20 protein-coding genes are annotated in these 21,446 nt (G+C 69.6%); 9 read left to right on the top strand and 11 right to left on the bottom strand.

All coding sequences use genetic code 11. The features are described from left to right. Nucleotides 1-882: an SDR family oxidoreductase gene (locus G9U51_RS02580; RefSeq protein WP_166192735.1), complete on the bottom strand. Its 882-nt coding sequence runs from the start codon at nt 880-882 to the stop codon at nt 1-3. Between the two features lie 126 nt (nt 883-1,008). Further along, nucleotides 1,009-1,719, bottom strand: a complete 711-nt coding sequence (locus tag G9U51_RS02585; protein ID WP_166192738.1) for an NUDIX hydrolase — start codon at nt 1,717-1,719, stop codon at nt 1,009-1,011. 66 nt (nt 1,720-1,785) lie between these two features. Here G9U51_RS02585 and G9U51_RS02590 point away from each other — a divergent pair, with 66 nt between their 5' ends. Together G9U51_RS02590 and G9U51_RS02595 are read left to right on the top strand one after the other, a co-directional pair. Beyond that, nucleotides 1,786-2,727 (top strand): T3SS (YopN, CesT) and YbjN peptide-binding chaperone 1, encoded by a 942-nt coding sequence (locus G9U51_RS02590; protein WP_166192741.1) that lies wholly within the window; start codon nt 1,786-1,788, stop codon nt 2,725-2,727. A 1-nt stretch (nt 2,728) separates the two neighbouring features. Further along, a complete protein-coding gene (locus tag G9U51_RS02595; protein ID WP_166192744.1) occupies nt 2,729-4,174 on the top strand; it encodes an ADP-ribosylglycohydrolase family protein in 1,446 nt (481 codons plus the stop codon). 78 nt (nt 4,175-4,252) lie between these two features. Here G9U51_RS02595 and G9U51_RS02600 read toward each other — a convergent pair whose 3' ends face one another. Genes G9U51_RS02600 through G9U51_RS02620 form a run of 5 tightly spaced genes read right to left on the bottom strand, consistent with a single transcriptional unit; the run spans nt 4,253 to nt 8,809 of the window. Continuing rightward, nucleotides 4,253-4,606, bottom strand: coding sequence for a VOC family protein (locus tag G9U51_RS02600; protein WP_166192747.1), 354 nt, complete (start codon nt 4,604-4,606; stop codon nt 4,253-4,255). Next, nucleotides 4,603-5,418, bottom strand: a complete 816-nt coding sequence (locus tag G9U51_RS02605; RefSeq protein ID WP_166192750.1) for a carbohydrate ABC transporter permease — start codon at nt 5,416-5,418, stop codon at nt 4,603-4,605. The genes G9U51_RS02600 and G9U51_RS02605 overlap by 4 nt, the downstream gene beginning before the upstream one ends. Further along, nucleotides 5,415-6,278, bottom strand: coding sequence for a carbohydrate ABC transporter permease (locus G9U51_RS02610; protein ID WP_166192753.1), 864 nt, complete (start codon nt 6,276-6,278; stop codon nt 5,415-5,417). The genes G9U51_RS02605 and G9U51_RS02610 overlap by 4 nt, the downstream gene beginning before the upstream one ends. Before the next feature lie 6 nt (nt 6,279-6,284). Beyond that, entirely contained in the window at nt 6,285-7,661 is a 1,377-nt protein-coding gene (locus tag G9U51_RS02615; protein ID WP_166192756.1) for an extracellular solute-binding protein, read from the bottom strand. Continuing rightward, nucleotides 7,658-8,809 carry a PfkB family carbohydrate kinase gene (locus G9U51_RS02620; protein ID WP_166192759.1) on the bottom strand — a complete coding sequence of 384 codons (1,152 nt, stop codon included), beginning with the start codon at nt 8,807-8,809 and terminating at the stop codon, nt 7,658-7,660. Before G9U51_RS02620 ends, G9U51_RS02615 begins: the two co-directional genes overlap by 4 nt. 148 nt (nt 8,810-8,957) lie before the next feature. On the opposite strand from G9U51_RS02620, the gene G9U51_RS02625 reads away from it, so the two are divergent. Beyond that, nucleotides 8,958-10,295, top strand: a complete 1,338-nt coding sequence (locus G9U51_RS02625) for a 6-phospho-beta-glucosidase (RefSeq protein ID WP_166192762.1) — start codon at nt 8,958-8,960, stop codon at nt 10,293-10,295. Between the two features lie 171 nt (nt 10,296-10,466). Here G9U51_RS02625 and G9U51_RS02630 read toward each other — a convergent pair whose 3' ends face one another. Then, a complete protein-coding gene (locus G9U51_RS02630; protein ID WP_166192766.1) occupies nt 10,467-11,780 on the bottom strand; it encodes a ClC family H(+)/Cl(-) exchange transporter in 1,314 nt (437 codons plus the stop codon). 148 nt (nt 11,781-11,928) lie between these two features. Between G9U51_RS02630 and G9U51_RS02635 the strand changes: the two genes are divergently transcribed. Both G9U51_RS02635 and G9U51_RS02640 read left to right on the top strand, forming a co-directional pair. Further along, the gene (locus G9U51_RS02635; protein WP_166192769.1) at nt 11,929-12,924 is read left to right on the top strand and encodes a sunset domain-containing protein; all 996 of its coding nucleotides are present in this window, start codon (nt 11,929-11,931) and stop codon (nt 12,922-12,924) included. A 159-nt stretch (nt 12,925-13,083) separates the two neighbouring features. Then, entirely contained in the window at nt 13,084-14,553 is a 1,470-nt protein-coding gene (locus tag G9U51_RS02640) for a cobyric acid synthase (protein WP_328823271.1), read from the top strand. On the opposite strand, the gene G9U51_RS02645 is transcribed toward G9U51_RS02640, so the two are convergent. Together G9U51_RS02645 and G9U51_RS02650 are read right to left on the bottom strand one after the other, a co-directional pair. Further along, a complete protein-coding gene (locus tag G9U51_RS02645; RefSeq protein ID WP_166192772.1) occupies nt 14,534-15,082 on the bottom strand; it encodes a mycothiol transferase in 549 nt (182 codons plus the stop codon). The genes G9U51_RS02640 and G9U51_RS02645 overlap by 20 nt on opposite strands. A 54-nt stretch (nt 15,083-15,136) precedes the next feature. Continuing rightward, a complete protein-coding gene (locus G9U51_RS02650) occupies nt 15,137-15,994 on the bottom strand; it encodes a DMT family transporter (RefSeq protein ID WP_328823273.1) in 858 nt (285 codons plus the stop codon). A gap of 43 nt (nt 15,995-16,037) precedes the next feature. Here G9U51_RS02650 and G9U51_RS02655 point away from each other — a divergent pair, with 43 nt between their 5' ends. The 4 genes from G9U51_RS02655 (at nt 16,038) to G9U51_RS02665 (ending at nt 19,655) form a co-directional block, all read left to right on the top strand. Then, complete coding sequence (locus G9U51_RS02655) at nt 16,038-17,456, top strand: aminotransferase-like domain-containing protein (protein ID WP_166192775.1); 1,419 nt, start codon at nt 16,038-16,040, stop codon at nt 17,454-17,456. 31 nt (nt 17,457-17,487) lie between these two features. After that, nucleotides 17,488-18,255 (top strand): HipA family kinase, encoded by a 768-nt coding sequence (locus tag G9U51_RS17040; RefSeq protein ID WP_171715554.1) that lies wholly within the window; start codon nt 17,488-17,490, stop codon nt 18,253-18,255. Beyond that, on the top strand, nt 18,252-18,632 hold the full coding sequence (locus G9U51_RS17045) for a DUF3037 domain-containing protein (protein WP_328823274.1): 381 nt from the start codon (nt 18,252-18,254) through the stop codon (nt 18,630-18,632). Before G9U51_RS17040 ends, G9U51_RS17045 begins: the two co-directional genes overlap by 4 nt. Before the next feature lie 345 nt (nt 18,633-18,977). Next, nucleotides 18,978-19,655, top strand: coding sequence for a transporter substrate-binding domain-containing protein (locus G9U51_RS02665; protein WP_328823275.1), 678 nt, complete (start codon nt 18,978-18,980; stop codon nt 19,653-19,655). Nucleotides 19,656-19,659: 4 nt separating this feature from the next. Here the strand turns inward: G9U51_RS02665 and bluB are convergent, their stop codons facing one another. After that, nucleotides 19,660-21,444: a 5,6-dimethylbenzimidazole synthase gene (gene bluB, locus G9U51_RS17745; protein WP_166192778.1), complete on the bottom strand. Its 1,785-nt coding sequence runs from the start codon at nt 21,442-21,444 to the stop codon at nt 19,660-19,662. Nucleotides 21,445-21,446: the final 2 nt, after the last annotated feature.

Here is a 21,446-nt window from a genome sequence, read left to right on the forward strand (position 1 = left end):
TCAGAAGACCGGCTTGCCGCCGGTGACGCCCAGGACGGTGCCGGACACATAGGACGCCTCGGTCGGCGAGGCAAGGAAGACGAAGGCCGAGGCGCATTCGGCCGGCTGACCGGCGCGTCCGAGCGGCGTATCGGTGCCGAACGACTCGATCTTGTCCGGCTCCTGGGTGGCCGGTTGCAAGGGCGTCCAGATCGGGCCGGGTGCCACGGCGTTGACCCGGATCCCCGCTTCGCCGAGCTCGGCGGCCAGGTTGACGGTGAGGTTGTTGAGCGCGGCCTTGGTGGCGGCGTAGTCGAGCAGTGAGGTCGAGGGCTGGAAGGCCTGCACGGAGCTGACGTTGATGACGCTGGACCCCTTGCTGAGATGGGGCAGCGCCGCCTGGACGAGCAGCAGCGGGGCGTAGAGATTGGTCTTGAAGATCCGGTCGATGCGCTCCAGGCCCATGTCGGCCAGCCCGTCGTCGCGCGCCATCTGCACGCCGGCGTTGTTGACCAGGATGTCCAGGCCACCGAGCCCCTCGACCGCGTCGGCGATCAAGGTCTGGCAAGCCTGCGGGTCGGTGAGATCGGTGGGGCAGAGCACGGCCGTGCGGCCGGCCTTGCGGATCCACTCGGCGGTGTCCTGGGCGTCCTGGTCCTCGTCGGGCAGGTAAGCGATCGCGACATCGGCTCCCTCCCGGGCGAAGGCGATCGCGACGGCGCGGCCGATGCCGGAGTCGCCGCCGGTGATCAGCGCGCGCAACCCGTGAAGACGGGCGTTGCCGCGGTAGCTCTCCTCGCCGTGGTCAGGCACCGGGTCCATCTGCTGGGTGGCGCCGGGCAGGGTCTGCTCCTGGCGGGGAAAGCCGTCCTTGAGAGCGTCATAGTCACCGGGCTGGGGCATCGGGTCCTCCTCGATCGGGTGTGGGCTTTACCTAGCCCTTACCCCGCTCGAGGGCGGCTAAACGCGATCCGGCCCAAACCACCGGTAGGGGTGGGGGCCCGCTGTGCCGGCGCTTGACCGGCGCACTCACCGGCGTGCGCGCCGGTAGAGCGCCGCCGGGCGGCCGCGCAGGCCCGCCGCGGTGACGACCTCGCCGCGTCGGGTGACCGGGGTGAGGAAGGGCTTCATCCGCCGGTTGAAGTTGTCCTTGTGCAGTTCGGCGCCGACGACGGCCTCGTGCACCTTGCGCAGCTGATGCAGGGTGAACGGCTCGGGGAGGAAGTGGTCGGGGTCGGGCCGTGCGTCGTCGAATTCTGAATAGCGGTAACGGAATTCGTAGCGTGACCGCAGGTCGGCGACCGCCGCGGCGACGATGTCGTCGTGGTCGAACAGCAGCGGCTCGTGACCCCGCAGGCGGCCATCGTCGCCCACCGCCGCCAACTCGCCGACAGCTCCGGTCAGCGCCGCCTCGGTCACCGACAGGGAGTGCGCCGCCGAGATCGTCCACGTGCGCGAGTCGCGCGCGGGGTCGTCATACAGCTGCAGGAGGCGAGGGGTGGGCAGGCGGTCGGGGGAGATGGCGACCTTGCGGGTCAGCACGTCGCGCACGGTGTCGGCGACGGTATGCCGCTCGCGGATGAACGCCCCCGGAAGGGCCCGGCCGGTCGGGTCGGAGCGGTCCTGGATGAGCACCCGCAACGAGGGGGCACTGTCGGTGGTGCCGACTATCGTCAGCAGTGCCAGGTCGACAGTGACACCGGGGCGGGGGAACTCTTCCAGATCGGTCGCTGGGGACATGGCGTAGACATTAGCGCGAACAGCGTGCTAATAATAGCTAGGACAGAGTGCTAAAGGAGGTTCGTCATGAACGAACACAACAGCCCGGCCGGCCCGGTCGAGGAACTCGACATCGAAGGCGCGTGGAGCCAGTTCACCGCCGCCCTGGAGCGCTACATCCGCGGTATGGCCAGCTGCGACGACCTGCTCCTCGTGGAGGTGCCCGGTGAGGAGACGCCCGCCGGGTGTCGGCCCTACCTGCAGGTGATCGCGCGCGGCGGCGGGAAGCCGCTGCGGGCCGAGCTCTGCGGCAACGTCCACCTGCTGCCGCAGCTTCGCCTCTCGGAGGAGCGAGACGTGCTGCTGCGCGAGATCTTCGGGTGGGAGGGCAATGACGACTCGTCGGCCAACTGGTTCGCAGACTTCATGCCAGAGCGGTCCGGCGAGATCGCCGGCCGACTGGTGGCGGCGCTGCGCCTGGGCTTCGCCATCCTGCACCCACAACTGATGACCTACCGGGCCTCGGGACCCGCAAAGGACAACGCCTCGTTGCTCGGCCTGGTCGAGACCGCCGATGTGCCCGAGGAGGACGCGAGTCCGCCGCAGACGGAGGCGGCGTTCTGGGCGGCTGACGGTGAGCAGCTGAAGACCCGGGTCGGCTGGGTGCTGAACGAGCTGTGCAGCATCGACCCCGAGGAGGTGGACGAGGACGGCGACTTCGTGCTGCCCGGGCCGGGTCAGTCAATCTGGGTGCGCGTGCACGGCGACATCCCGGCGATCGAACTCCTGGCCATCCCGACGTATGGCGTGTGGTCGCGTCGCGCGACCGCCGTGGAACTGAGCCTGCTCAACCGCTCCCACCAGCTGGTGAAGTGGACGCTGCGCGAGCGGACGGTCTGGCAGACCCTGATGATCCCGGCACTGCCCTTCGCTCCGCGTCAGCTGAGCGAGATGCTCGAAGTGTTCTGCACCGCGCTGGTGCAGACGCGCGAAGACCTGGCGCTGCGCGTCGGCGGCCGGGTGGCCTGAGATGGAACTCACTGCAGCACAACGGGATCGGGCGTGTGGCGCTGTGCTGGGCACCGCGATCGGGGACGCGCTGGGGGCCGGCTACGAGTTCGGCTCGGCGCCGCTCGGACCGGAGGGGCCGCGGATGATCGGTGGCGGGCTCGGCGGTTTCGCCCCGGGGGAGTGGACCGACGACACCTCGATGGCGTGGTGCATCGCCGAGGTGGCCGCCCGTGGGGTCGATCTGCACAGCGAGGCTGGACTGACCGAGGTCGCCCGCAACTTCCGCGCGTGGCACGACAGCCGGCCACCGGACATCGGCATACAGACGGCTCGGGTGCTCGGCGCGGTCGGTGCGGAACCGACGGGTGCGTCGATGACCGCTGCGGCCGAAGCGCTGCACGAGCGCACCGGCCGCAGCGCGGGCAACGGCTCGCTGATGCGGACGGCGGCGGTGTGCCTGCCCGCTCTGGACGACCCGGTTGCGGTGGCGCAGGCGGCGCGCGCAGTGAGTGCGCTGACGCACACCGACCCGGACGCGGGTGACGCGTGCGTGCTGTGGTCGCTGGCGATCCGGCACGCAATTGTCAACGGGGACAGCGACATGCGCGTCGGTCTGGAGGCGCTGCCGTCGACTCGCCGGGGCCGGTGGGCGGGGCTGATCACCGAGGCGGAGACACGTGCTCCGGAGCACTTCACGCCCAACGGCTGGGTCGTGACGGCCTTCCAGGCGGCGTGGTCCTCGATCGTGCACACGCCGGTGCCGGAGGCTGTGCCGTGCCGCCAGTTCGCGGACGCGCTGGCGGTCGCCGTCGGGGTCGGACACGACACCGACACGGTCGCGGCGATCGCGGGTGCTCTGCTCGGTGCGCGCTGGGGTGCGTCCGCGGTGCCGGCTGCGTGGCGGCGGATCAGCCACGGCTATCCCGGCATCACCGGTGAGCGGCTCGTCGAGCTGGCCACCCTCGCCACCGGCGACGCGGTGCGTTACGGCTGGCCGAACGTCCGGCGAATCGACTACTCCGAGCCGGGGTCGGCGATGGCGCCGGTGCGTCACCCGGATGACGACGGGGTCTGGCTATCCGGCGTGGGCGGGCTCGACCATCTGCCCGCCGACGTGACGGCCGTGGTGAGCCTGTGCCTGGTGGGCGGTGAGCAGGTGCCGGCCGGTCTGGAACATGTGGTGTTCCGGCTGATCGACTCGCCAGACGAGGCGGACAATCCGAACCTCGACTTCGTCGTCGCCGACGCCGCACAGACGGTGGCGGACCTGCGGGCCGAGGGGCATGTGGTGCTGCTGCATTGCGTTGCGGCACAACACCGCACGCCCACCATCGCCATTGCGTATGCCGTCCTGCGTGGCGTACCGCTCGACCAGGCGACGACGCGGGTCAGGGCGGTGCTGCCGCAGGCTCGCCCGAACCGTGCGTTCGCAGCGGCATTGACCCGCTTCCGACACCCGTCGTAAAGGAATCTGGCGCCTATAGCGAGTCGAAACCCGGACAGTGGTCGCCATCACGACCGCTCTGCTCTACTACGGATGTAGCTAGCGGTCGGTGGCGGGGACCTCGATGTATTCCAGCACCGCACCGTCCGGGTGTCGCGCGACCATCCGGCGACCGTTCGGCCCGGGAGCGGGAGGTTCGAGCACGGAGCCGCCATACCGCTCAAGTTCGTGGACGGTCGCCTCCATGTTCTCAACGAGAACCGTTGCGGCACGGTCGAGTTGGGCGCGTCGGGCTGGGGGCGCCTCCAGCAGCAGGAACGGACCCACCCAGGCGAGTTGCACGTCCCCGAACTCGAACAGCCGTGGCGCGGCGTCATCGGCCAGTGCACGGTAGAGGGGCAGGGCAGCGGCCAGATCGTCGACGAAGATGCGGGCGAGCGCTCGGGCGGTCATTCCCGCACCGCTCCCTCGAGCATGCCGGCGATGAAATGCCGCTGCAGGAAGGCGTAGAGGACCACGATCGGGGTGGCGACCAGGCAGGCGGCCGCCGCGAGCAGCGTCGTGGCCGAGGTGTGCTGGCCCTGGAAGAAGGCCAGGCCGAGCGGAGCGGTCTGCAGGCTGTCTTTGGTCACCATGACCAGGGGAATGAGGAACTCGTTCCAGGTCCACATGAACACCAGCAGGGTGAGGGTGACGATCGCCGGACGGCCGAGCGGCACGAGCACCGACCACAGGGTGCGCCAGGAGTTGGCACCATCGAGCCGCGCCGCCTCCACCATCGAGCGGTTGCCGGCACGGAAGTAGGCCCGCATCCAATAGGTGCCGAACGCGATCGACTGTGCAATCTGAGGGAGCACCACCGCCCAGATCGTGTCGGTGAGATGAACGCTGCGCAGGTCGTAGTAGAGCGGCACGACGATCACCTCATTGGGCATCATCATCCCGATCAAGAAAAGGTAGAACAGCGCGTCGGCGCCGCGGAAGCGCAGCATGCCGAGCGCGTAGCCGGCGAGGATCGAGCACAGCACGCTCACCACGACGACGATCACCGAGACCAGCAGGCTGGTGCGCAGGTAGCTGCCGAAGTGGCCGGTCTGCCAGGCGTCGACGAAGTTGCCCGGGTGCACTCCGAGGATGCCGCCACCTGATCCGCTGTCCGCCGGACCGAGCGCGATCGCGACGATCTTGCCGATCGGGTAGAGCGCGAAGATCGCGAAGGCGACCAGGATGACGTAGTTCGCGGCCCGTTCGCCGCGCCCGATCATGAGGTGCTCCGATCGCCGATCCTGTTGACCAGGAACGAGATTGCGAAGATCAGGACCGTCAACGTCACACCGACCGCTGCCGCCGAACCGACCTGGTTGGTGCGGAACGCGCGGTCGAACACGATGTATGACGGCACGAGCGTCGTCGTGCCCGGGCTGCCCTTGGTGGTCATGTAGATGAGGTCGAAGGTCTTCAGCGCGGCGATGATCGTCAGGGTCAGCGCGACGGCGATCTCACCGCGCACCGACGGCAGGGTGACGGCGAAGAACTCGCGCACCGGGCCGGCTCCGTCCAGCCGCGCCGCCTCGTAGAGCTCGCGCGGGATGCGGCTCATCCCGGCGAGCAACAGCACCGTCGCCAGGCCGATCTCGAACCAGGTGCCGATGAGCCCGACCGCCGGCAACGCCAGCGAATAGTCACCGAGCCAGCCCCGCACCGGACCGAAGCCGCTCGTCGGGTCGTAGATCTGCTTCCAGGCGATGGCGATCACCACCATCGCGATCACCTGGGGCAAGAACACGACCGTCCGGAAGAACCCCAACCCACGCACCCGTGCCCGGTTGAGGATCGAGGCGAGCAGGAGTCCGATCGCGACCGGCAGCAAGGCGAAGAACAGGATGAGCACCAGCGTGTGACCGAAGGCGCCCCGCAGGATCGGATCGGTGAAGACATCGGTGTAATTGCGCAGGCCCGCCCAGGTGCCGAGCGTCTGCCCGTCCCAGTCGTAGAACGACAACTGGACGGCTCGCCCGAGGGGGAACAGCGCGAACCCGGCATACAACAGGAAGGCAGGCAGGACGTAGAGGTAACCGATCGCACGGGGCTCTCCCGGCGGTCGGCCAGAACCGTTGCGCGCCATAGGGATTCAGCCGTTCTTCGCGACGAACCCGGAGTAGTCCTGCTGCAGCGTGTCGAGGAACTGTGCGGGCGTCTTGCGGCCGGCGAGCAGGTCCTGCAGCGCCGCACCGAGGGTGTCGGCCATCGTCGGCGTCGCGTAGTCGAGATAGGGCACGAGACCGTTGGCCTCGACGACCTTGCCGAAGGCGGTGAGGACATCCTTGTCGAGCGGGGTGGCCGCCGTCTGCTCACTGGTGTTCGCGACCGGCACGTTGCCGGTCGACGCCAGCACCTTCATCGCTTCGGGGCTGGTGATGAAGTTGATGTATGCCGCAGCCGCGTCCGGGTGCTTGGTCTTGCTGGAGATCGCCCACGGGATGCCGGTGCCGCCGGTCGAGACCTCTTTGCCCCCGGCCGCCTTGGACGGAGGCGGCAGGATGAAGCGCACCTTGCTGCCGAGTGCCGGCATCGGGTCGGCGGCCAGCCAGGTGCCGGCCATCAGGAAGGTGCCCTTGCCCTGGGAGAACGCTTTGTTGGCGTTGTCGTAGCCGGTGCCGATCGTCTTGGCGTCGAGATAGCCGGCCTTCATCCAGTCGACCAGCGTCTGCGCGGCCTGCTGGTTGCCCGGTGTCTTCCAATTGGCGCCCTTTTGACCGAATGCGAGCTTGCGGATGTCGTCGGGGGCCACGAACTGCGCCTGCGTCGGACCGAACACGTGGATCGCCGGCCACTTGTCCAGGTCGCCGAGCACCATCGGCGCCTCACCAGGCCGCTTCGCCTTCAGCGTCTTCATCGCCGCCACGAGTTGCTCCCAGGTGGTGGGCATCGCCAGCCCGGCCTGCTGGAGGTGCTCGGTGTTGACATAGAGGTCGACCACCTCGCCGACCTGCGGCAGCCCGTAGAGGTTGCCGGTGCCGAAGGTCTTGCCGTCGGGGGAGTAGCTGCTGTACTGCCGCACCGACTGCGGATAGCGCTCGTCCCAGCCGTAGGCCTTGGCGTATTTGCCGAGGTCGAGCAACTGGCCGGCCTTGACGAACGCTCCCATGTCACCGCGACCGTTGTTGACCTCGGCGACATCGGGCGGGTTGTCGCCCGAGAGGGCGAGCTTGATGGTCTTGCCCAGGTCGTCGAACGAACGCGGCACCCGCTTGATCGTGATGTTGGGGTACTTCTTCTGGAAGGCCGCGTTGAGCTGGGTGATCTGCTTGGCCTGACCGCCGCGCACCTCCTGATCCCACACCGTGAGGGTCACCTTGCCAAGCTTGGCCGGGTCGGTCTGTGCGGGCGCACTGGCATTGGATTTCGAGGCCGACGAGCCGCCGCTCGAACCGGGCGCGCACGCGGCGAGCCCAAGACAGCTGACCGCTGCGATCACTGTGCCGGTGCGAAAGACGTTGCGGCTCATGGGTGCTCCTTGAACAGGTCGTTGTAGTGGGCCAAAGTCGCGTGGGCGCGACGAGTCGCGCCTTGGGGCACCTGCGGCACGAGAGCGTCCAGGAAACCGAACCGTCGACGGAGGGCCTTGTCGTATGCCGACCCGCTGGTCGCCGTGGTCTGCCGGTGCCACCAGTCGGCGATATCGCCCCAGCCCGGGGCCGCGAGGGATCCACCGAACTGCTGCACGGCGAGCGCGCTGCACAGGCTGGCGAAGGCGAGCCGGTCCTGCAGCGGCCAGTGCGCGAGAGTGCCGAGCACGACGGCGGCGCCGAACACGTCGCCGGCGCCGGTCGGGTCGAGCGCCTGCACCCGCAGGGCCGGCACCGTGGCCTCCTCGCCGGTGCTGCTGTCGAGCGCCAGCGCGCCGTTGACGCCATCGGTCACCACGGCGAGCGGCACCCGGTCGGCGAGCGCGTAGAGCGCCTCGTGCGCCGAACTCGTGCGCGTGTAGGCCATGGCCTCCAACGCATTTGGCATGAACGCGTGGCAGGTCTGCAGCTGGTCGAGCAGGCGCTCGTCCCACTGACCCGAGGGGTCGAAACCGACGTCGGCGAAGACGAGTGAACCGTCGCGGCGAGCCCGTTCGACCCAGGACGGTTCGTCCGCGGTGCCGACGACGTCCTCGCCTGGTGCGAGGTCGACCATCACTGCGGCCGCGGTGGGCGGGCGGCCGATCATCTCGGTGACGGGGATGGGTGCCGGGTGCCCGTGCGTCACCATCGCCCGGTCCACGCCGTCAGCCATCGAGATGGTGACCGCGGTGTGCCAGTCGGCGAACCGCCGCGATCGGGACAGGTCCACGTGCTCGTTCTCGGCGAGCGTGGTCCAGCAGAAGTCGCCATACGCGTCGTCGCCGAACGCGGCGGCGAGACCGGTGCGCAACCCGAGACGGCTGGCGGCGACGGCGAGGTTGGCGATGCCGCCGGGCGTCGAGCCCATGCCCTCGGACCAGATCTCCTGGCCGCGCTGGGGGAGGGCGCGCAGACCGGTGAAGATGATATCGAGGAAGACCTGGCCCTCGACGAACAGATCGAGCTCGGGACCACCGGCCGCGCGGTCGGCCGCCAGCGGGTCATAAGGCTGGCATTCCGGCTCGGACGGCGACTGCTGCGACAACACTGCTCCTTCGCTGGTGGGACCCGGCTGTCGTTGGGATCCTTGCCGAGCCGGTGCAGGCGTGCAAGCAGCACCGGTTGCGCGACTATGTTTTTCGCCGTATGCCGTGTTCGCCGGCCGACGACTGGGAAACGAAGGTGATGCTCGCGTGAAGCTGACGATGGTCGGAGGCGGGGGTTTCCGCACGCCGTTGGTCTACCGGGCGCTGCTCGCCGATCCGCACGAGCGACGGATCACCGAAGTCGTCCTGCACGACCTGTCCGAGACCCGGCTGGCAGCGATCGAGCGGGTGCTGCGGGCGATGGCGACCGGTCGGGCGGACGCGCCGACGGTGAGCGTCACTACTGACCTGGACCGCGCCCTCGACGGAGCCGACTTCGTCTTCTCGGCGGTGCGCACGGGCGGTTTGCGGGCGCGCACGGCCGACGAGCGCGTCGCCGTCGACCTGGGCCTCTTGGGCCAGGAGACCGTGGGACCGGGTGGGATCTCCTATGGGTTGCGCACGGTGCCGGTGGCGCTCGACCTGGCCGAGCGCGTGCGCCGAGTGGCACCGCAGGCCTGGGTCATCAACTTCACCAACCCGGCGGGGTTGATCACCGAGGCGATGTCGGCGGTGCTGCCGGGCCGCGTGGTTGGCATCTGCGACAGTCCAATTGCTATGGCGCGCAGGGCGATTCGGCTGATCGGGGCGACCGAGCACACCACGCGGATCGATTACCTCGGGCTCAACCACCTCGGCTGGCTGCGGCGCCTGGAGGTGGACGGCGTGGACCGGCTGCCGGAGCTGCTCGACGACGACGCCCGGCTGCTGACGATGGAGGAAGGGCGGCTCTTCGGGCCGGAGTGGCTGCGCACGATCGGTGCGCTGCCCAACGAATATCTCTACTACTACGACTACGCGCGTGAGGCGCTCGAGGGCATCCGAGCCGCCGAGCGAACGAGAGGCGAATACCTTCTCGCGCAACAGGATTCGTTCTATGCGTCCTTGGCCGATCCATCGGCGGACGCCCTCGGCGAGTGGGACCGGGTGCGGCTCGAACGCAACGCGACCTACATGAAGGAAGCGCGCGCTGAGGGGGACGAGCGCGATGAGGAGGACGTGCAGGGCGGCGGCTACGAGGGGGTCGCCCTCGCGCTGATGGCCGCGATCGCCCGCGACGAGCCCGCCGAGCTGATCCTCAATCTGCCGGCCGGCGCGCTGATCACCGGCCTGGACGATGCTGCCGTGATCGAGGTCCCGTGCCGGGTGACCGGGGCCGGTCCGGTGCCACACGAGCTGCCGTCGTTGACCGGTGCACCGCTCGGGCTGGTGCAGCAGGTCAAGGCCGTCGACCGGCTGGTGATCGAGGCGGCCACCACAGGCTCGGCCGAGCGTGCGGTGCAGGCCTTCGCGGTGCATCCGCTCGTCGATTCGGTGACCGTGGCCCGCGAGCTGCTGCGCGGTTATCGGGCCGCGATTCCGGAGCTGGACGCCGTCTTCACTTGAGCCTCCCCATCGGTGGTTGAGCGTTGTCCTGAGCGAGCGTTGTCCTGAGCGAGCGGAGCGAGTCGAAGGGCGGAGCGAGTCGAAGGGTAAGGACCGACGGAGGCGACGTCCTGAGCAGCGCGACGCAGGAGCGCGTGTCGAAGGGAGGGCCGCATCGAAACCCGTTGTGTCTCAAGCGAGTCCCGCACGTTGGGCCGCCTCGTTCTCAGCTGCCCGCAGCGCGGCCCGCTCGGTGAGCGCGTCGTAGATCGGCGTCGACCGCATCATCATCGCGACCAGCATCGCGATCGCGCACGCACCGAGCATCGGCGGCAGCAGCACCACCGAGCCGGTCATCTCGGTCGCCAGGATGATGCCGGTCACCGGCGCCCGCACCGAGGAGGCGAAGAACGCCGCCATACCGATGAGGGCAAGGGCGGCCGGCTCGGGGGCGAGGCCCGGCATGAAGCGGTGCCCCAACAGGCCCACCAGCAGACCCAGATGGGTGCCGAGGACGAGCATCGGCGCGAAGAGGCCGCCGGGCACGGCGGCGGCATACGACACGACACCGAGGATCGTGCGGGCGAGCAGCACACCGCAGACCGCGAGCACGGTGCCTTCCCCGAGCAGCGCGCGCTGGGTCAGCAGGTCGCCCCCGCCGACGAGATCCGGGGCGAACCACGCCACGGTGCCGACGGCCGCTCCGATCGCGAGGGCCCGCACGACCACGTGGATGCGGCTGCGGTCGGCGACGCGCAGACCGAGCATGACCAACCGGTTGTAGAGCGCGCCCGCGACACCGGTGAGCAGACCGACTGCGAGCACGAGCGGAGCCTGGGACAGTCGTGGTTCGGCCAGCGGCGCCAGGTGGAAGTCGGTGTTGAGTCCGAAAAGCACACGGGCACTAGCGAATCCGGTCGCCGAGGAAACAAGCGTCGCGATCGTGGTGCGCGGGTCGAATCGCTTCAGCAACTCCTCGAGCACGAAGACTCCGCCGGCGATCGGCGCGCTGAACGCGGTCGCGAGCCCCGCCGCGGCACCGCCCGCGACGAGGACGCGCAGTTCGTCACGCGTGCACCCCATCGCCCGGGCCACGATGACCCCGATATTGCCGCCCATCTGCACCGACGGACCTTCCCGGCCGAGCGCGAGACCGGAGCCGATCGATAGCAGGCCACCGAGGTATTTCACCGGCAGGATCCGGGGTCGTCCTGGCTCGGTGCGGCCCTCGACGACCGCTTCCACACGCGGTATGCCGCTGCCTTCCGCGTGGGGCTCGATCCGGTGCACCAGCCAGGCCGCGGTGGCGGTGGCGACGGCGGCGAGGCCGATCACGACGGCCGCGGTGAGCGGGCTCGAGGCGTGCGACCACCGGATCAGATCACCGCGGAGCACCGTGGCCGAACGCAGCACGACGGCGAAGCTGGCTGCCGCGATGCCGGTCAGCACGCCGATGACCGCGGCGGCCAGGGTGAAATGAAGCGTGCGTGCTGGGGAGGTGGACACCCCTCAATTGTCCACTGCAACGGTTCGAGGCTGGGAGCTTGGTCAAGCCTGTGAGGTCGAGACCCGCCACCGGGGCCGTGGCGTGGCTAGCGTTGGGATCAGCGGCAGCAGCCCGCTGCCCTTCTTTGGAGACCGGAGGTGGCTCGTGGTGAACGACGAGCAGCAGCGGACGACCGATGACCACAATTCAGGGGCGGCCCCGTCGCCCGCCGGCCAGCCGGGTGGCGGTGAGCAGCACCGGCAGCACGGCGGCGGATCGCAGAGCGCGACCGACGAGCGCAGTGAAAGCACGCACAGCCACGGCGACTCGCAGGCGACGACCAACCAGGGGGACCAGGGCCGGCACCGCGAGCGCGGCGACAGCGACGGCGACCAGAGTGATGGCGGTGGCCGGGACGAGGACCGTGGCGGCCGGGATGGCGACAACGACCGGGATGCGCAGCGGCAGCGGGAGCAGGACGAGCGAGACGCCCAGCGCCAGCAGGAGCAGTTCGCCAAAGAGCACGACCCGGACAAGCACGACGTCGAGGCGGGTGAGGAGTTCCGGCAGCGCGGTGATTGGACCGCCGACGACGGCGCGCAGCCGCAGGTCTGGGACGCGGACGGCAACCTCGTCGAGGGCAGTGAGGTCGGCGGATCGCAGCCGACCGGCGGTGGCCAGGGCGGCCCCGGCCAGTCCGACGGCGGCCAGTCCGACGGCGGACATTCCGACGGCGGCCAGGCCGAAGGCGGACACGCTGATCGCGGCGCCTCCGCCGGCGGTTCGTCGAGCATCGGGGGCGGTGCGGCCAGCTATGACGTCGGGTCATCGACCTCCGACGCGGACTCCTCGCCATCCGGGTCCTCAACCGCCGGCTCCTCGCTGGGCAGCAGTGACTCGTCGAGCGCTGAGACTGGGTCGGCGAGCGGTGACGATGGCCGTCGGACCTCCGAGCTCGACGAAGTGCGCGACGGCGGCTACTCGGTCGGTTCCGCAGCCCCCATCGACGACGGCGCGATGCCGCTCGGTCACCCGGTGAAAGGGTGGGAAGACACCAAGACCTACGCCACGCCGGAGCACCCGGCATACGCCGGAAGCGAGCCGCACGTCTGGTTCACCGACGGCGGCGCGGCTGAGCGGGCGGGCTTCCGGCCCGCGGACTAGCGGCGATAGACGCGCACGGCCGCATTGGGCAGTGGGATCTCCCAATCGATCTCGCGCACGGTGCGGCCGTGCAGCATCGCGTCAATCACGCGGTCGTTCGCACGACGATGACCAGGCGGGACACGCGCCCACTCTAGGCGCGTCCTTACACTCACCAGCGTGACGACGCGCGCTCGGGGACTGCTGGTGGCCGGCACGAGTTCGGACGCGGGCAAGTCGCTGGTGACGACCGGGCTGTGCCGAGCCCTCGCCCGTCGGGGCCTGCGGGTCGCGCCGTTCAAGGCTCAGAACATGTCCAACAACTCGATGGTGTGCGCCGACGGCAGCGAGATCGGCCGTGCGCAATATCTGCAGGCACAGGCCGCGCGCATCGCGGCGGACTCGTCGATGAACCCGGTGCTGCTCAAGCCGGGCACCGACCGGCGCACCTTCGTGGTCGTGCGGGGCCAGCCCGCAGGGACGCTGGAAGCGGGGGAGTACGCGACCGGGCGTCGGCACCTCGCCGAGGCGGCGTTCGCGGCATACGAGGAACTCAGTGCGCGAGTCGACCTGATCGTCAGCGAGGGCGCGGGGTCGCCGGCTGAAATCAACTTGCGCAGCGGCGACTACGTGAATCTCGGCCTGGCACAACGGTTTCGGCTGCCGGTTCTCCTGGTGGGGGATATCGACCGTGGTGGCGTGCTGGCCGCGCTCTATGGCACCTGGGCGCTGCTGGACGACGCCGATCGGCCCCTGCTCGCGGGCTATCTCATCAACAAATTCCGTGGGGATGAGTCAGTGCTCACCCCTGGGCTGGTCGAGATCAGCCGGCGCACCGGGCTGCCCTGTCTGGGGGTGCTGCCCTGGCTGCCGGACGTGTGGCTGGACAGCGAGGACACCCTGCAGGTCGGCCGCTGGCGACCCGAAGCCGAAGCTCCCGACGCGTTGCGGGTCGCTGTCGTGCGATTCCCGCGCGTGTCCAACGCCACCGATGTCGACGCCCTGATGACCGAGCCAGGCGTGGACGTCGCGGTCACCGCGGACCCCGCCGTATGCCGAGCCGCTCACCTGCTCGTGCTCCCCGGCTCCCGCTCCACGGTCAGCGACCTCGCCTGGCTGCGGGAACGGGGGATCGCCGGGGTGGTGCGAGAGCGCCTTGCGGAGCAGCGCCCGGTGCTCGGGATCTGTGGTGGCTATCAGATGTTGACCGCGCGCATCGAGGACGACATCGAATCCCCTTGTCCCACAACGGTTGATGGGTTGGGAGCGTTGCCGGGGACAACGCGGTTCCGGCAGGAGAAGGTGCTCGGGCGACCGCGTGGTGCGTGGCGTGGGGTGTCGGCCGGCGGCTACGAGATCCATCACGGCGTCGTGATGGATGCCGACGGTGAACCATTCCCGGGTGGCAGTGCAGTCGGCGCGGTCAGCGGCACCATGTGGCACGGCCTGCTGGAGGGCGACGACTTCCGGCGCGCCTATCTCCGCGAGGTCGCCACGCTAGCGGGCGCGTCCTGGCGGCCGGACCCCGCCGCGCCATCCTTCGCCGCGCGACGCGAGGACATGATCGACCGGCTCGCGGACGCCGTGGAGCACCACGTCGACCTGGATCGCGTGCTCGAGCTGACTCCCCTCAGCCGAGCAAACCCTTGACGTAGGCCGCCTGTCCGATGTGCTGCGTGACGTCGTTGACGACGCTCACCACGCGGGTCGCAAGGGTCACCGGCGGGTCCCAGCTGTCGTCCACGATGGCGTCGAAGTCGTTGTCCGACAACGGTTTCAAGATCTCGACCGTGCGTTGGTGCACGGCCGCGTAATAGCCGATGAGCAACTGCGGGTCGCTGATCGTGAACCGCCCGACCTCGTCGCTGGTCTGACCGTAGCCGATCGCGTCCTCGGGGTAGGGGAGCCCGAACCGGCGTGCCCAGCCGTCGGCGAGCCACACCTGGCTGGTTCCTCCGGCGCCAGCGGTGCCCGTGCCGGAGCCCTCGACGACAGCGGCCACGCCGGCGAGGTGGTCGTCCTCGACGCGAGCGAGATGCCAGATCAGCCAACCGATGGAGTTGGCGTCCGGCCGCGGCCGGTGCAGCAGATCCTGCACCGAGAGTCCGTCCACCACCTGAGGCACGGTCTCCGCGACCCGGTCGAAGGCGTCGATGAGAGCGTCGTGTGCGGTCGTCATGACCTCATTGTGCAGCGTTGTCTGCTCGCCCGTCGCCGGACGGTTACAGCGTGGTCAGTCGACGCGAGCGCGCTGCGTCACCACGATGCAGGCCAGTACCGCTACTGCCGTCAACGGCACAACGGCAGGGAATTGCTCCCCGAGCAGGAGCACCGCCCAGACCAGGGTGAGCAGGGGCTGGGCCAGTTGAAGCTGACTCGCGCGGCTCACCCCGATGAGTCCCATGCCGCGATACCAGACCACGAAACCGCCGAACTGCGAGATCGCCGCGACATAGCCGAGCCCGACGAGGGCGTGCGCTCCGAGTCGCATGGGCTCCTCAACGAGGGCGACGGCGGCCACCACAAGGTTGATCGGCGCCGCCAGCAGGACGCCCCACGCGATCACCCGCCAACCCGGCAGATGCGCGGACAGGCGACCGCCCTCGGCATACCCCGCGGCGCACACCACGAGCGCGGCGAACAGATAGCCGTCAGCCAGCGTGATGGCACCGCGGCTTTGCACGAGCGTGAAACCGATGACGATGATCGCTCCGGCAATCGCGCCCGCCCAGAAGGTCGACGACGGCCGTCGCCCGGTGCGTAGCGCTCCGATAGTTGCCGTCGCCACCGGCAGCACACCGATGACCACCGCCGAGTGTGCGGTGGACGAGGTCTGCAGGGCGAGCGTGGTGAGCAGGGGGAAGCCGACCGCACAGCCCACCGCGACGACGATGAGCCCGGGCCAGTCGTCGCGTGCGGGGAACGCGCCGCGGCTGGCGAGCAGCGCGACAGCGGCGAGGACGGCCGCGAGCGCGCCGCGAAGGCCGGCGACCGTCCACGGCCCGAAGCCCTGCAGAGCCCACGCCGTGGCGGGAAAACTGAAGGAAAAGCTCAGCACCCCGAGCGCTGCCAGTACGGTGCCGGAGGCCACGGGCGATACCGAGCCGGTCGAGATAGCGCTATTGTCAGCTGACATGACAGACGGTAGCAGCTGGGAAGCGATCGCGCGCGAGCTGGCCGACGAGGTGGCGCCGCTGCCGCCCGGGAGGCGCATCCCGACCCAGCGTGAGTTGGTTGCGCGGTATGGCGTCAGCGCGACGACCGTCGCCCGCGCGGTCGCCGCTGTGGCCGCTTCGGGTCTGATCGAATCCCAGCCCGGTGCCGGCACTTTCCGTAGTGCCAAGCAGGCGGCGCGCAACCTCGGCGACACCTCGTGGCAGGAGGCTGCGCTGGACCTCGACGGTTCGGGCAGCCGGGATGTCGACGCGATCGCGCTGGGGGCGACGGTCACGGCATACGGACCCGAAGTGGCGGATCTCAACGCGGGCTACCTGCATCCGGAGCTGCAACCGACGGTCGCGCTCGGCCGCGCTCTCAGCCGCGCCGGCCGGCGCACCGACGCCTGGCAGCGGCCCGACCCGGCGGGTTTGCCTGAGTTGCGCGATCACTTCGCCGCTCAGATCGGAGCTGGCCTGTCACGCCACGATCTGCTGGTCGTGGCAGGGGGTCAAGCAGGGCTCTCGCTCGCGCTGCGCGCCGTCGGTATGCCGGGGGACCCCGTGGTGATCGAATCGCCGACCTATCCGGGCACGCTCGCGGCGGCGCAGGCGGCCGGGCTGCGGCCGGTCCCGGTGCCGGTCGACGCCGAAGGGCTGCGGCTCGATGACCTGGAGCAGGCGCTGGTGCGCACGAAGGCGCGTGTCATCGTGGTGCAGCCGCTCTTTCAGAATCCGACCGGGGTGACGCTTTCCGTTGGGAGACAACGAGATCTGCTCGAGCTGGCCACCCAGCACGGCGCCTTCGTGATCGAGGACGACTTCGCCCGGCAGATGGCACACGCCGACGCCCGCCCGCTGCCGCCACCGCTGATCGAGCACGACACGGTCGGGACCGTGCTGCACCTGCGGTCGCTCACCAAGGTCACCTCGCCCAATCTGCGGGTGGCTGCCATCGCGGCCCGTGGACCGGTGCTGGCGCGATTGCGCGCCGCGCACATCGTGGACGCGATGTTCGTGCCGGCGCCGCTGCAGTTCACCGCGCTCGAACTGCTGACCGCCGCCTCGTGGCAGCGCACCATCCGCTCGCTCGCCGGCAACCTGACCGAGCGGCGTTCGGCGGCGCTTGCTGCTGTGACCGAGCGGCTGCCGCAGGTGGAGGTGCCGCACGTGCCCCGGGGCGGTTATCACCTGTGGCTGCGACTGCCCGCCGACCGCGACCCGCGGCAGCTGGCCGCCGTGGCGCTGGTGCACGGCGTCGCGGTGACGCCCGGGTCCAACTACTACGCCACCGCCAATCCGGCGCCGCACCTTCGGTTGAGCTATATCGGTGTCCCGTCGGTGCCCGACGTGGTGACCGGCATCGAGCGGCTCGCCCGCGCGTTCGAGACGCGTTGAGTGCACCGCGCGGCGCTCTAGGGTGGGGCGCGTGCTCGAGACCATCACCGCGACCCGGTACATCACCCCCTTGAAGGAGGGTGGGTCGCTGCCGGGTCTCATCGAGGCGGACGACTGCGGCACCTATGTGCTGAAGTTCCGCGGCGCCGGGCAGGGCCTGAAGGTGTTGGTCGCCGAGGTGCTCGTCGGCGAGCTCGCGCGAGCGCTGGGGCTCGATGTGCCCCGGCTCGCGGTGGTCGACCTGCAGGCGCCGATCGCCAAATACGAGGCCGACGAGGAGGTGCAGGATCTGCTCACCGCGAGTCTCGGATCCAACCTCGGGATCGACTTCCTGCCCGGGTCATTCGGGTATGACGGCAGCCACCCGCCAGCACCGGACACGGCGGCCGACATCCTCTGGCTGGACGCCTTCACCGCCAATGTCGACCGCACCTGGAGCAACCCGAATCTGCTGATCTGGCACCGCAATCCGTGGCTGATCGACCACGGCGCGGCGCTCTATTTCCATCACTCCTGGCCCAGCCGGGCGCCCGATCCGGAGCGTTTCGCCCGGCAACCCTTCGATGCCTCGGCGCACGTGCTGCGGGATGTCGCCTCGGATCTTGGTGCGGCGCACGAGCGGCTCGCGGCTCGGATCGACGATGCGCTATTGACGACCGTGGTGGACTCGGTGCCCGCTGAATGGCTGGAGCCGGCAGTCGGCCTCGCGGATGCGCCAGCCGTGCGAGCGGCATACCGGGATCACTTCCTCGCCCGCCTGCAGACGCCACAGATCTGGTTGCCGGGAGGTGCGTCGTGAGCCTGACGCCCTACCAATATGTCGTGCTGCGCTGCGTCCCTCGCGTCGAGCGGGAGGAATTCATCAACGTCGGCGTGATCGTCTACAGCCAGGCCGAGGACTTCCTGGATGCGGACTGGCGTGTGGACGAGGCGCGACTGCGTGCGTTCGCACCGACGCTCGACCTCGACGCCGTCCGCGCGAGCCTCGACACGGTCTGCCGGGTCTGCCGCGGTGAAACCGGCGGCGGCCTGCCCACGCTCGGCGCGCTCGGCCGCCGGTTCGGTTGGCTGTCGGCGCCGCGCAGCACCGTCATCCAGCCGGGCCCGGTGCACGGCGGCCTCACCGCTGACCCGCGCGCCGAACTCACCGCGCTGCTCGATCGCCTCGTCGTCTGATCGCGCGACGTCAGCACCCCAGCGGGTGCGGCGGTATGCCGGTGCTTGCCCGGGTCGCGCACCGCGCGTAGCGTCACGCCACTCAGGGCGGCTGCGAGTTTTCGCAGACGGGAAGGCGGAGGAATGCGACGGATACGAATGACGACGCCGCTCGCGGCAATGATGGTGCTCGCGGGATGTAATGCCCAAAACGGTTCTACGACAACCACTTCGGACCCGGTGCCCAGTGCGACTCGCACTTCGTCGAGCACCACCGCTTCCGCGTCGTCGAAGTCCGGCAGCCCGAACGGTGCTCTAGCCGCCGGCAGTCGGCTGGACGCGATCCTGGCGGCAAAAAAGCTCAAGGTGTGCACCACAGGCGACTATCGGCCCTTCAGCTACCTGGACCCGAAGACCAAGCAGCGCAGCGGGATCGATGTGACGATGGTGCAGAACCTCGCGACATCGCTTGAGGTGCCGATCGAGTGGGTGCCGACGACCTGGAAGACGCTCATGCCGGACTTCACGAGGAAGTGCGATATCGCCGTGGGTGGGGTGTCGATCTCCACCGAGCGGGCGCAGAAGGCCTTCTTCTCTGACCCGGTGGTGACCGAGGGCAAGACTCCGATCACGTTGTGCAGCAATGTGTCGAAGTATTCGACCGTCGCCCAGATCAATCAGCCGGGGGTGCGCGCGATCACTCCCGAGGGTGGCACCAACGAGAAGTTCGCCCGCGCCAACTTTCCCAAGGCAAAGATCATCGTTTGGGGCGACAACAACACGATCTTCGACCAGATCATCGCCGGCAAGGCTGATGTGATGACCACCGACGCGAGCGAGACGGTATGGGTCGCTAACACTCAACCCAAGCTGTGCGCGGTACACCCGCAGAAGCCGTTCAACTTCAGTCAGAAGGCCTACCTGCTGCCGCGGGGTGATGTTGCCTGGCAGGAGTACGTCAATGAGTGGCTCAATATCGCGCGGCATGACGGCACCTGGGCTGCGGCTACCAAGCCCTGGTTCGGTGCGACGAGGCTGGGTTAGCCGGCTAGACCGTGCGGGCGGCCGTGCGCCGCACCTGAAGGCCTTGCAGCAGCATCGAGGTCGCCAGGCACGCCCCGACGCCTTCGCCAGCGCGCAGGCGGAGGGAGAGGAGCGGTTCGAGCCCGAGTTCGCGCAGCACTAGGGCGTGTGCGCGCTCTCGACTGACCTGTCCCGCAACGAGATAGGCCTGCACCGACGGTTCGGTGCGCACCGCGAGAAGGGCAGCGATCGAAGTAGCCAGCCCGTCGAGCACCACCGGCATACCTGCGGCAACGGCGCCGAGCACGACGCCGGTGAGCACGGCGAACTCCGGTCCGCCCAAGGCGGCGAGGAGATCGATCGGATCCTGGTGGATCTTCTTGCGGGACAGGGACTTTCGCACGACGTGGATCTTGCGCTGGACGATCTCCGCATCCGAGCCCGCGCCGAGCCCGACGGTGTCCTCCGGGGCGATGCCGAGCACGGCGCACGTGAGGGCCGCGGCGACTGTCGTGTTGCCGACGCCGACCTCGCCGAGAGCCACGATGCCGTGACCCGCAGACCCGACGGCCCGACCTTCCTCGATCAGCCGCAGGACAGCGTCGGGGGAGAGGGCATCGCCCGATGCCAGGTCACCGCGTGGACCGCTCGCCCGGAGGTCGCGGGCGCCACGGACCGGCGGCCCATCGACACCGGCGTCGATCACCGTGCTGGCGAGACCGGAAGCGCTGGCGGTCGCGATGCCGACCGAGCGGCCCGCAACAGCAGCCTCGAGGACGTCGCGAGTGACCGACGCGGGGTAGGCGCTCACTCCCAGGGCGGCTACCGGATGGTCGGCGCCGACGAGCACCAGTTCGCCGCGGTCGAGGTCCGCGCCACCGATCGCGACGATGCGGTTGAGGGCACGGTCGAGCACGCCGAGAGCCTCGGGTGGCGTCAGCAGTTCGTCCGCCGCGTCGGTCGCACCGACGAGTTCGCCGGGCGCGGGTGCGCGCAGGTGAGAAACCGGCATCTGCGGACCATCCTCATCAGGCCAATGTTCTTGCAGCACAACCGAATCCAGCGGCAAACGTCGCGACCAAGCGGCGCGCTCGAGGCCGGGCGCCGGAGGCCGCTCGTCCGGCCAGCCCAGGCACAGCCAGCCGAGGGTGACGACGCCGTCGGGCAGATGCAGCAGTGCGGCGAGGTCGGCCGGTTCGAAGAGGGTGACCCAGCCCATGCCCAGCCCCACGGCGCGGGCGGTGAGCCACATGTTCTGGATCGCACAAGCGCACGACCACAGGTCGGCGTCGGGGAAGGTCGCGCGGCCCAGGACGCCCGCGGCAGGTGTGCGGCGATCGCAGGTGACCACCACGCCGAGCGGCGCCTCGCGCAGCCCCTCCAGCTTCAGGTCGAGCAACCGGGCGGCACGGTCCGGTTCGAGGTCGTTCGCTTGACGCAGCCGTGCCCGGTCGGCGAGGTATGCCGCTCGGTCGCGCACTGCCGGGTCTCGCACGACGATGAACCGCCATGGCTGGGAATGGCCGACCGAGGGTGCCCGGTGACCGGCCTCGAGGACCTGGCGCAGCAGCTCGTCCGGCACCGGATCGGGGCGGAACCGGCGGATGTCCCGACGCGCCTCGATCACCTCCGAGAGAGCCTCGGCGACTTCACCGCTGAGCGCCCAGCCACGCGGATTCGCTTGTCGTTCAACGGCACTCGTGCGGTCACCGATGGTCGGCACCGGTCGCGGCCACCGCCGCTCGTCCGTCTTCGACAGAGGATCCGCCTCGCCGGCGTGCACAGCCTCAGTTCGCGGATCCCCGTCCATGG

Source organism: Metallococcus carri, from assembly GCF_011440275.1.
In the GTDB taxonomy this organism is placed as follows: Bacteria; Actinomycetota; Actinomycetes; order Actinomycetales; family Dermatophilaceae; genus Metallococcus; species Metallococcus carri.

What these genes read in the sequence shown, in the direction of transcription:
- G9U51_RS02590 (WP_166192741.1), top strand. Translation starts at nt 1,786, where the DNA reads ATGAACGAACACAACAGCCCGGCCGGCCCGGTCGAGGAACTCGACATC.
- G9U51_RS02580 (WP_166192735.1), bottom strand. Translation starts at nt 882, where the DNA reads ATGCCCCAGCCCGGTGACTATGACGCTCTCAAGGACGGCTTTCCCCGC.
- G9U51_RS02595 (WP_166192744.1), top strand. Translation starts at nt 2,729, where the DNA reads ATGGAACTCACTGCAGCACAACGGGATCGGGCGTGTGGCGCTGTGCTG.
- G9U51_RS02645 (WP_166192772.1), bottom strand. Translation starts at nt 15,082, where the DNA reads ATGACGACCGCACACGACGCTCTCATCGACGCCTTCGACCGGGTCGCG.
- G9U51_RS02585 (WP_166192738.1), bottom strand. Translation starts at nt 1,719, where the DNA reads ATGTCCCCAGCGACCGATCTGGAAGAGTTCCCCCGCCCCGGTGTCACT.
- G9U51_RS02600 (WP_166192747.1), bottom strand. Translation starts at nt 4,606, where the DNA reads ATGACCGCCCGAGCGCTCGCCCGCATCTTCGTCGACGATCTGGCCGCT.
- G9U51_RS02605 (WP_166192750.1), bottom strand. Translation starts at nt 5,418, where the DNA reads ATGATCGGGCGCGGCGAACGGGCCGCGAACTACGTCATCCTGGTCGCC.
- G9U51_RS02655 (WP_166192775.1), top strand. Translation starts at nt 16,038, where the DNA reads ATGACAGACGGTAGCAGCTGGGAAGCGATCGCGCGCGAGCTGGCCGAC.
- bluB (WP_166192778.1), bottom strand. Translation starts at nt 21,444, where the DNA reads ATGGACGGGGATCCGCGAACTGAGGCTGTGCACGCCGGCGAGGCGGAT.
- G9U51_RS02615 (WP_166192756.1), bottom strand. Translation starts at nt 7,661, where the DNA reads ATGAGCCGCAACGTCTTTCGCACCGGCACAGTGATCGCAGCGGTCAGC.
- G9U51_RS02610 (WP_166192753.1), bottom strand. Translation starts at nt 6,278, where the DNA reads ATGGCGCGCAACGGTTCTGGCCGACCGCCGGGAGAGCCCCGTGCGATC.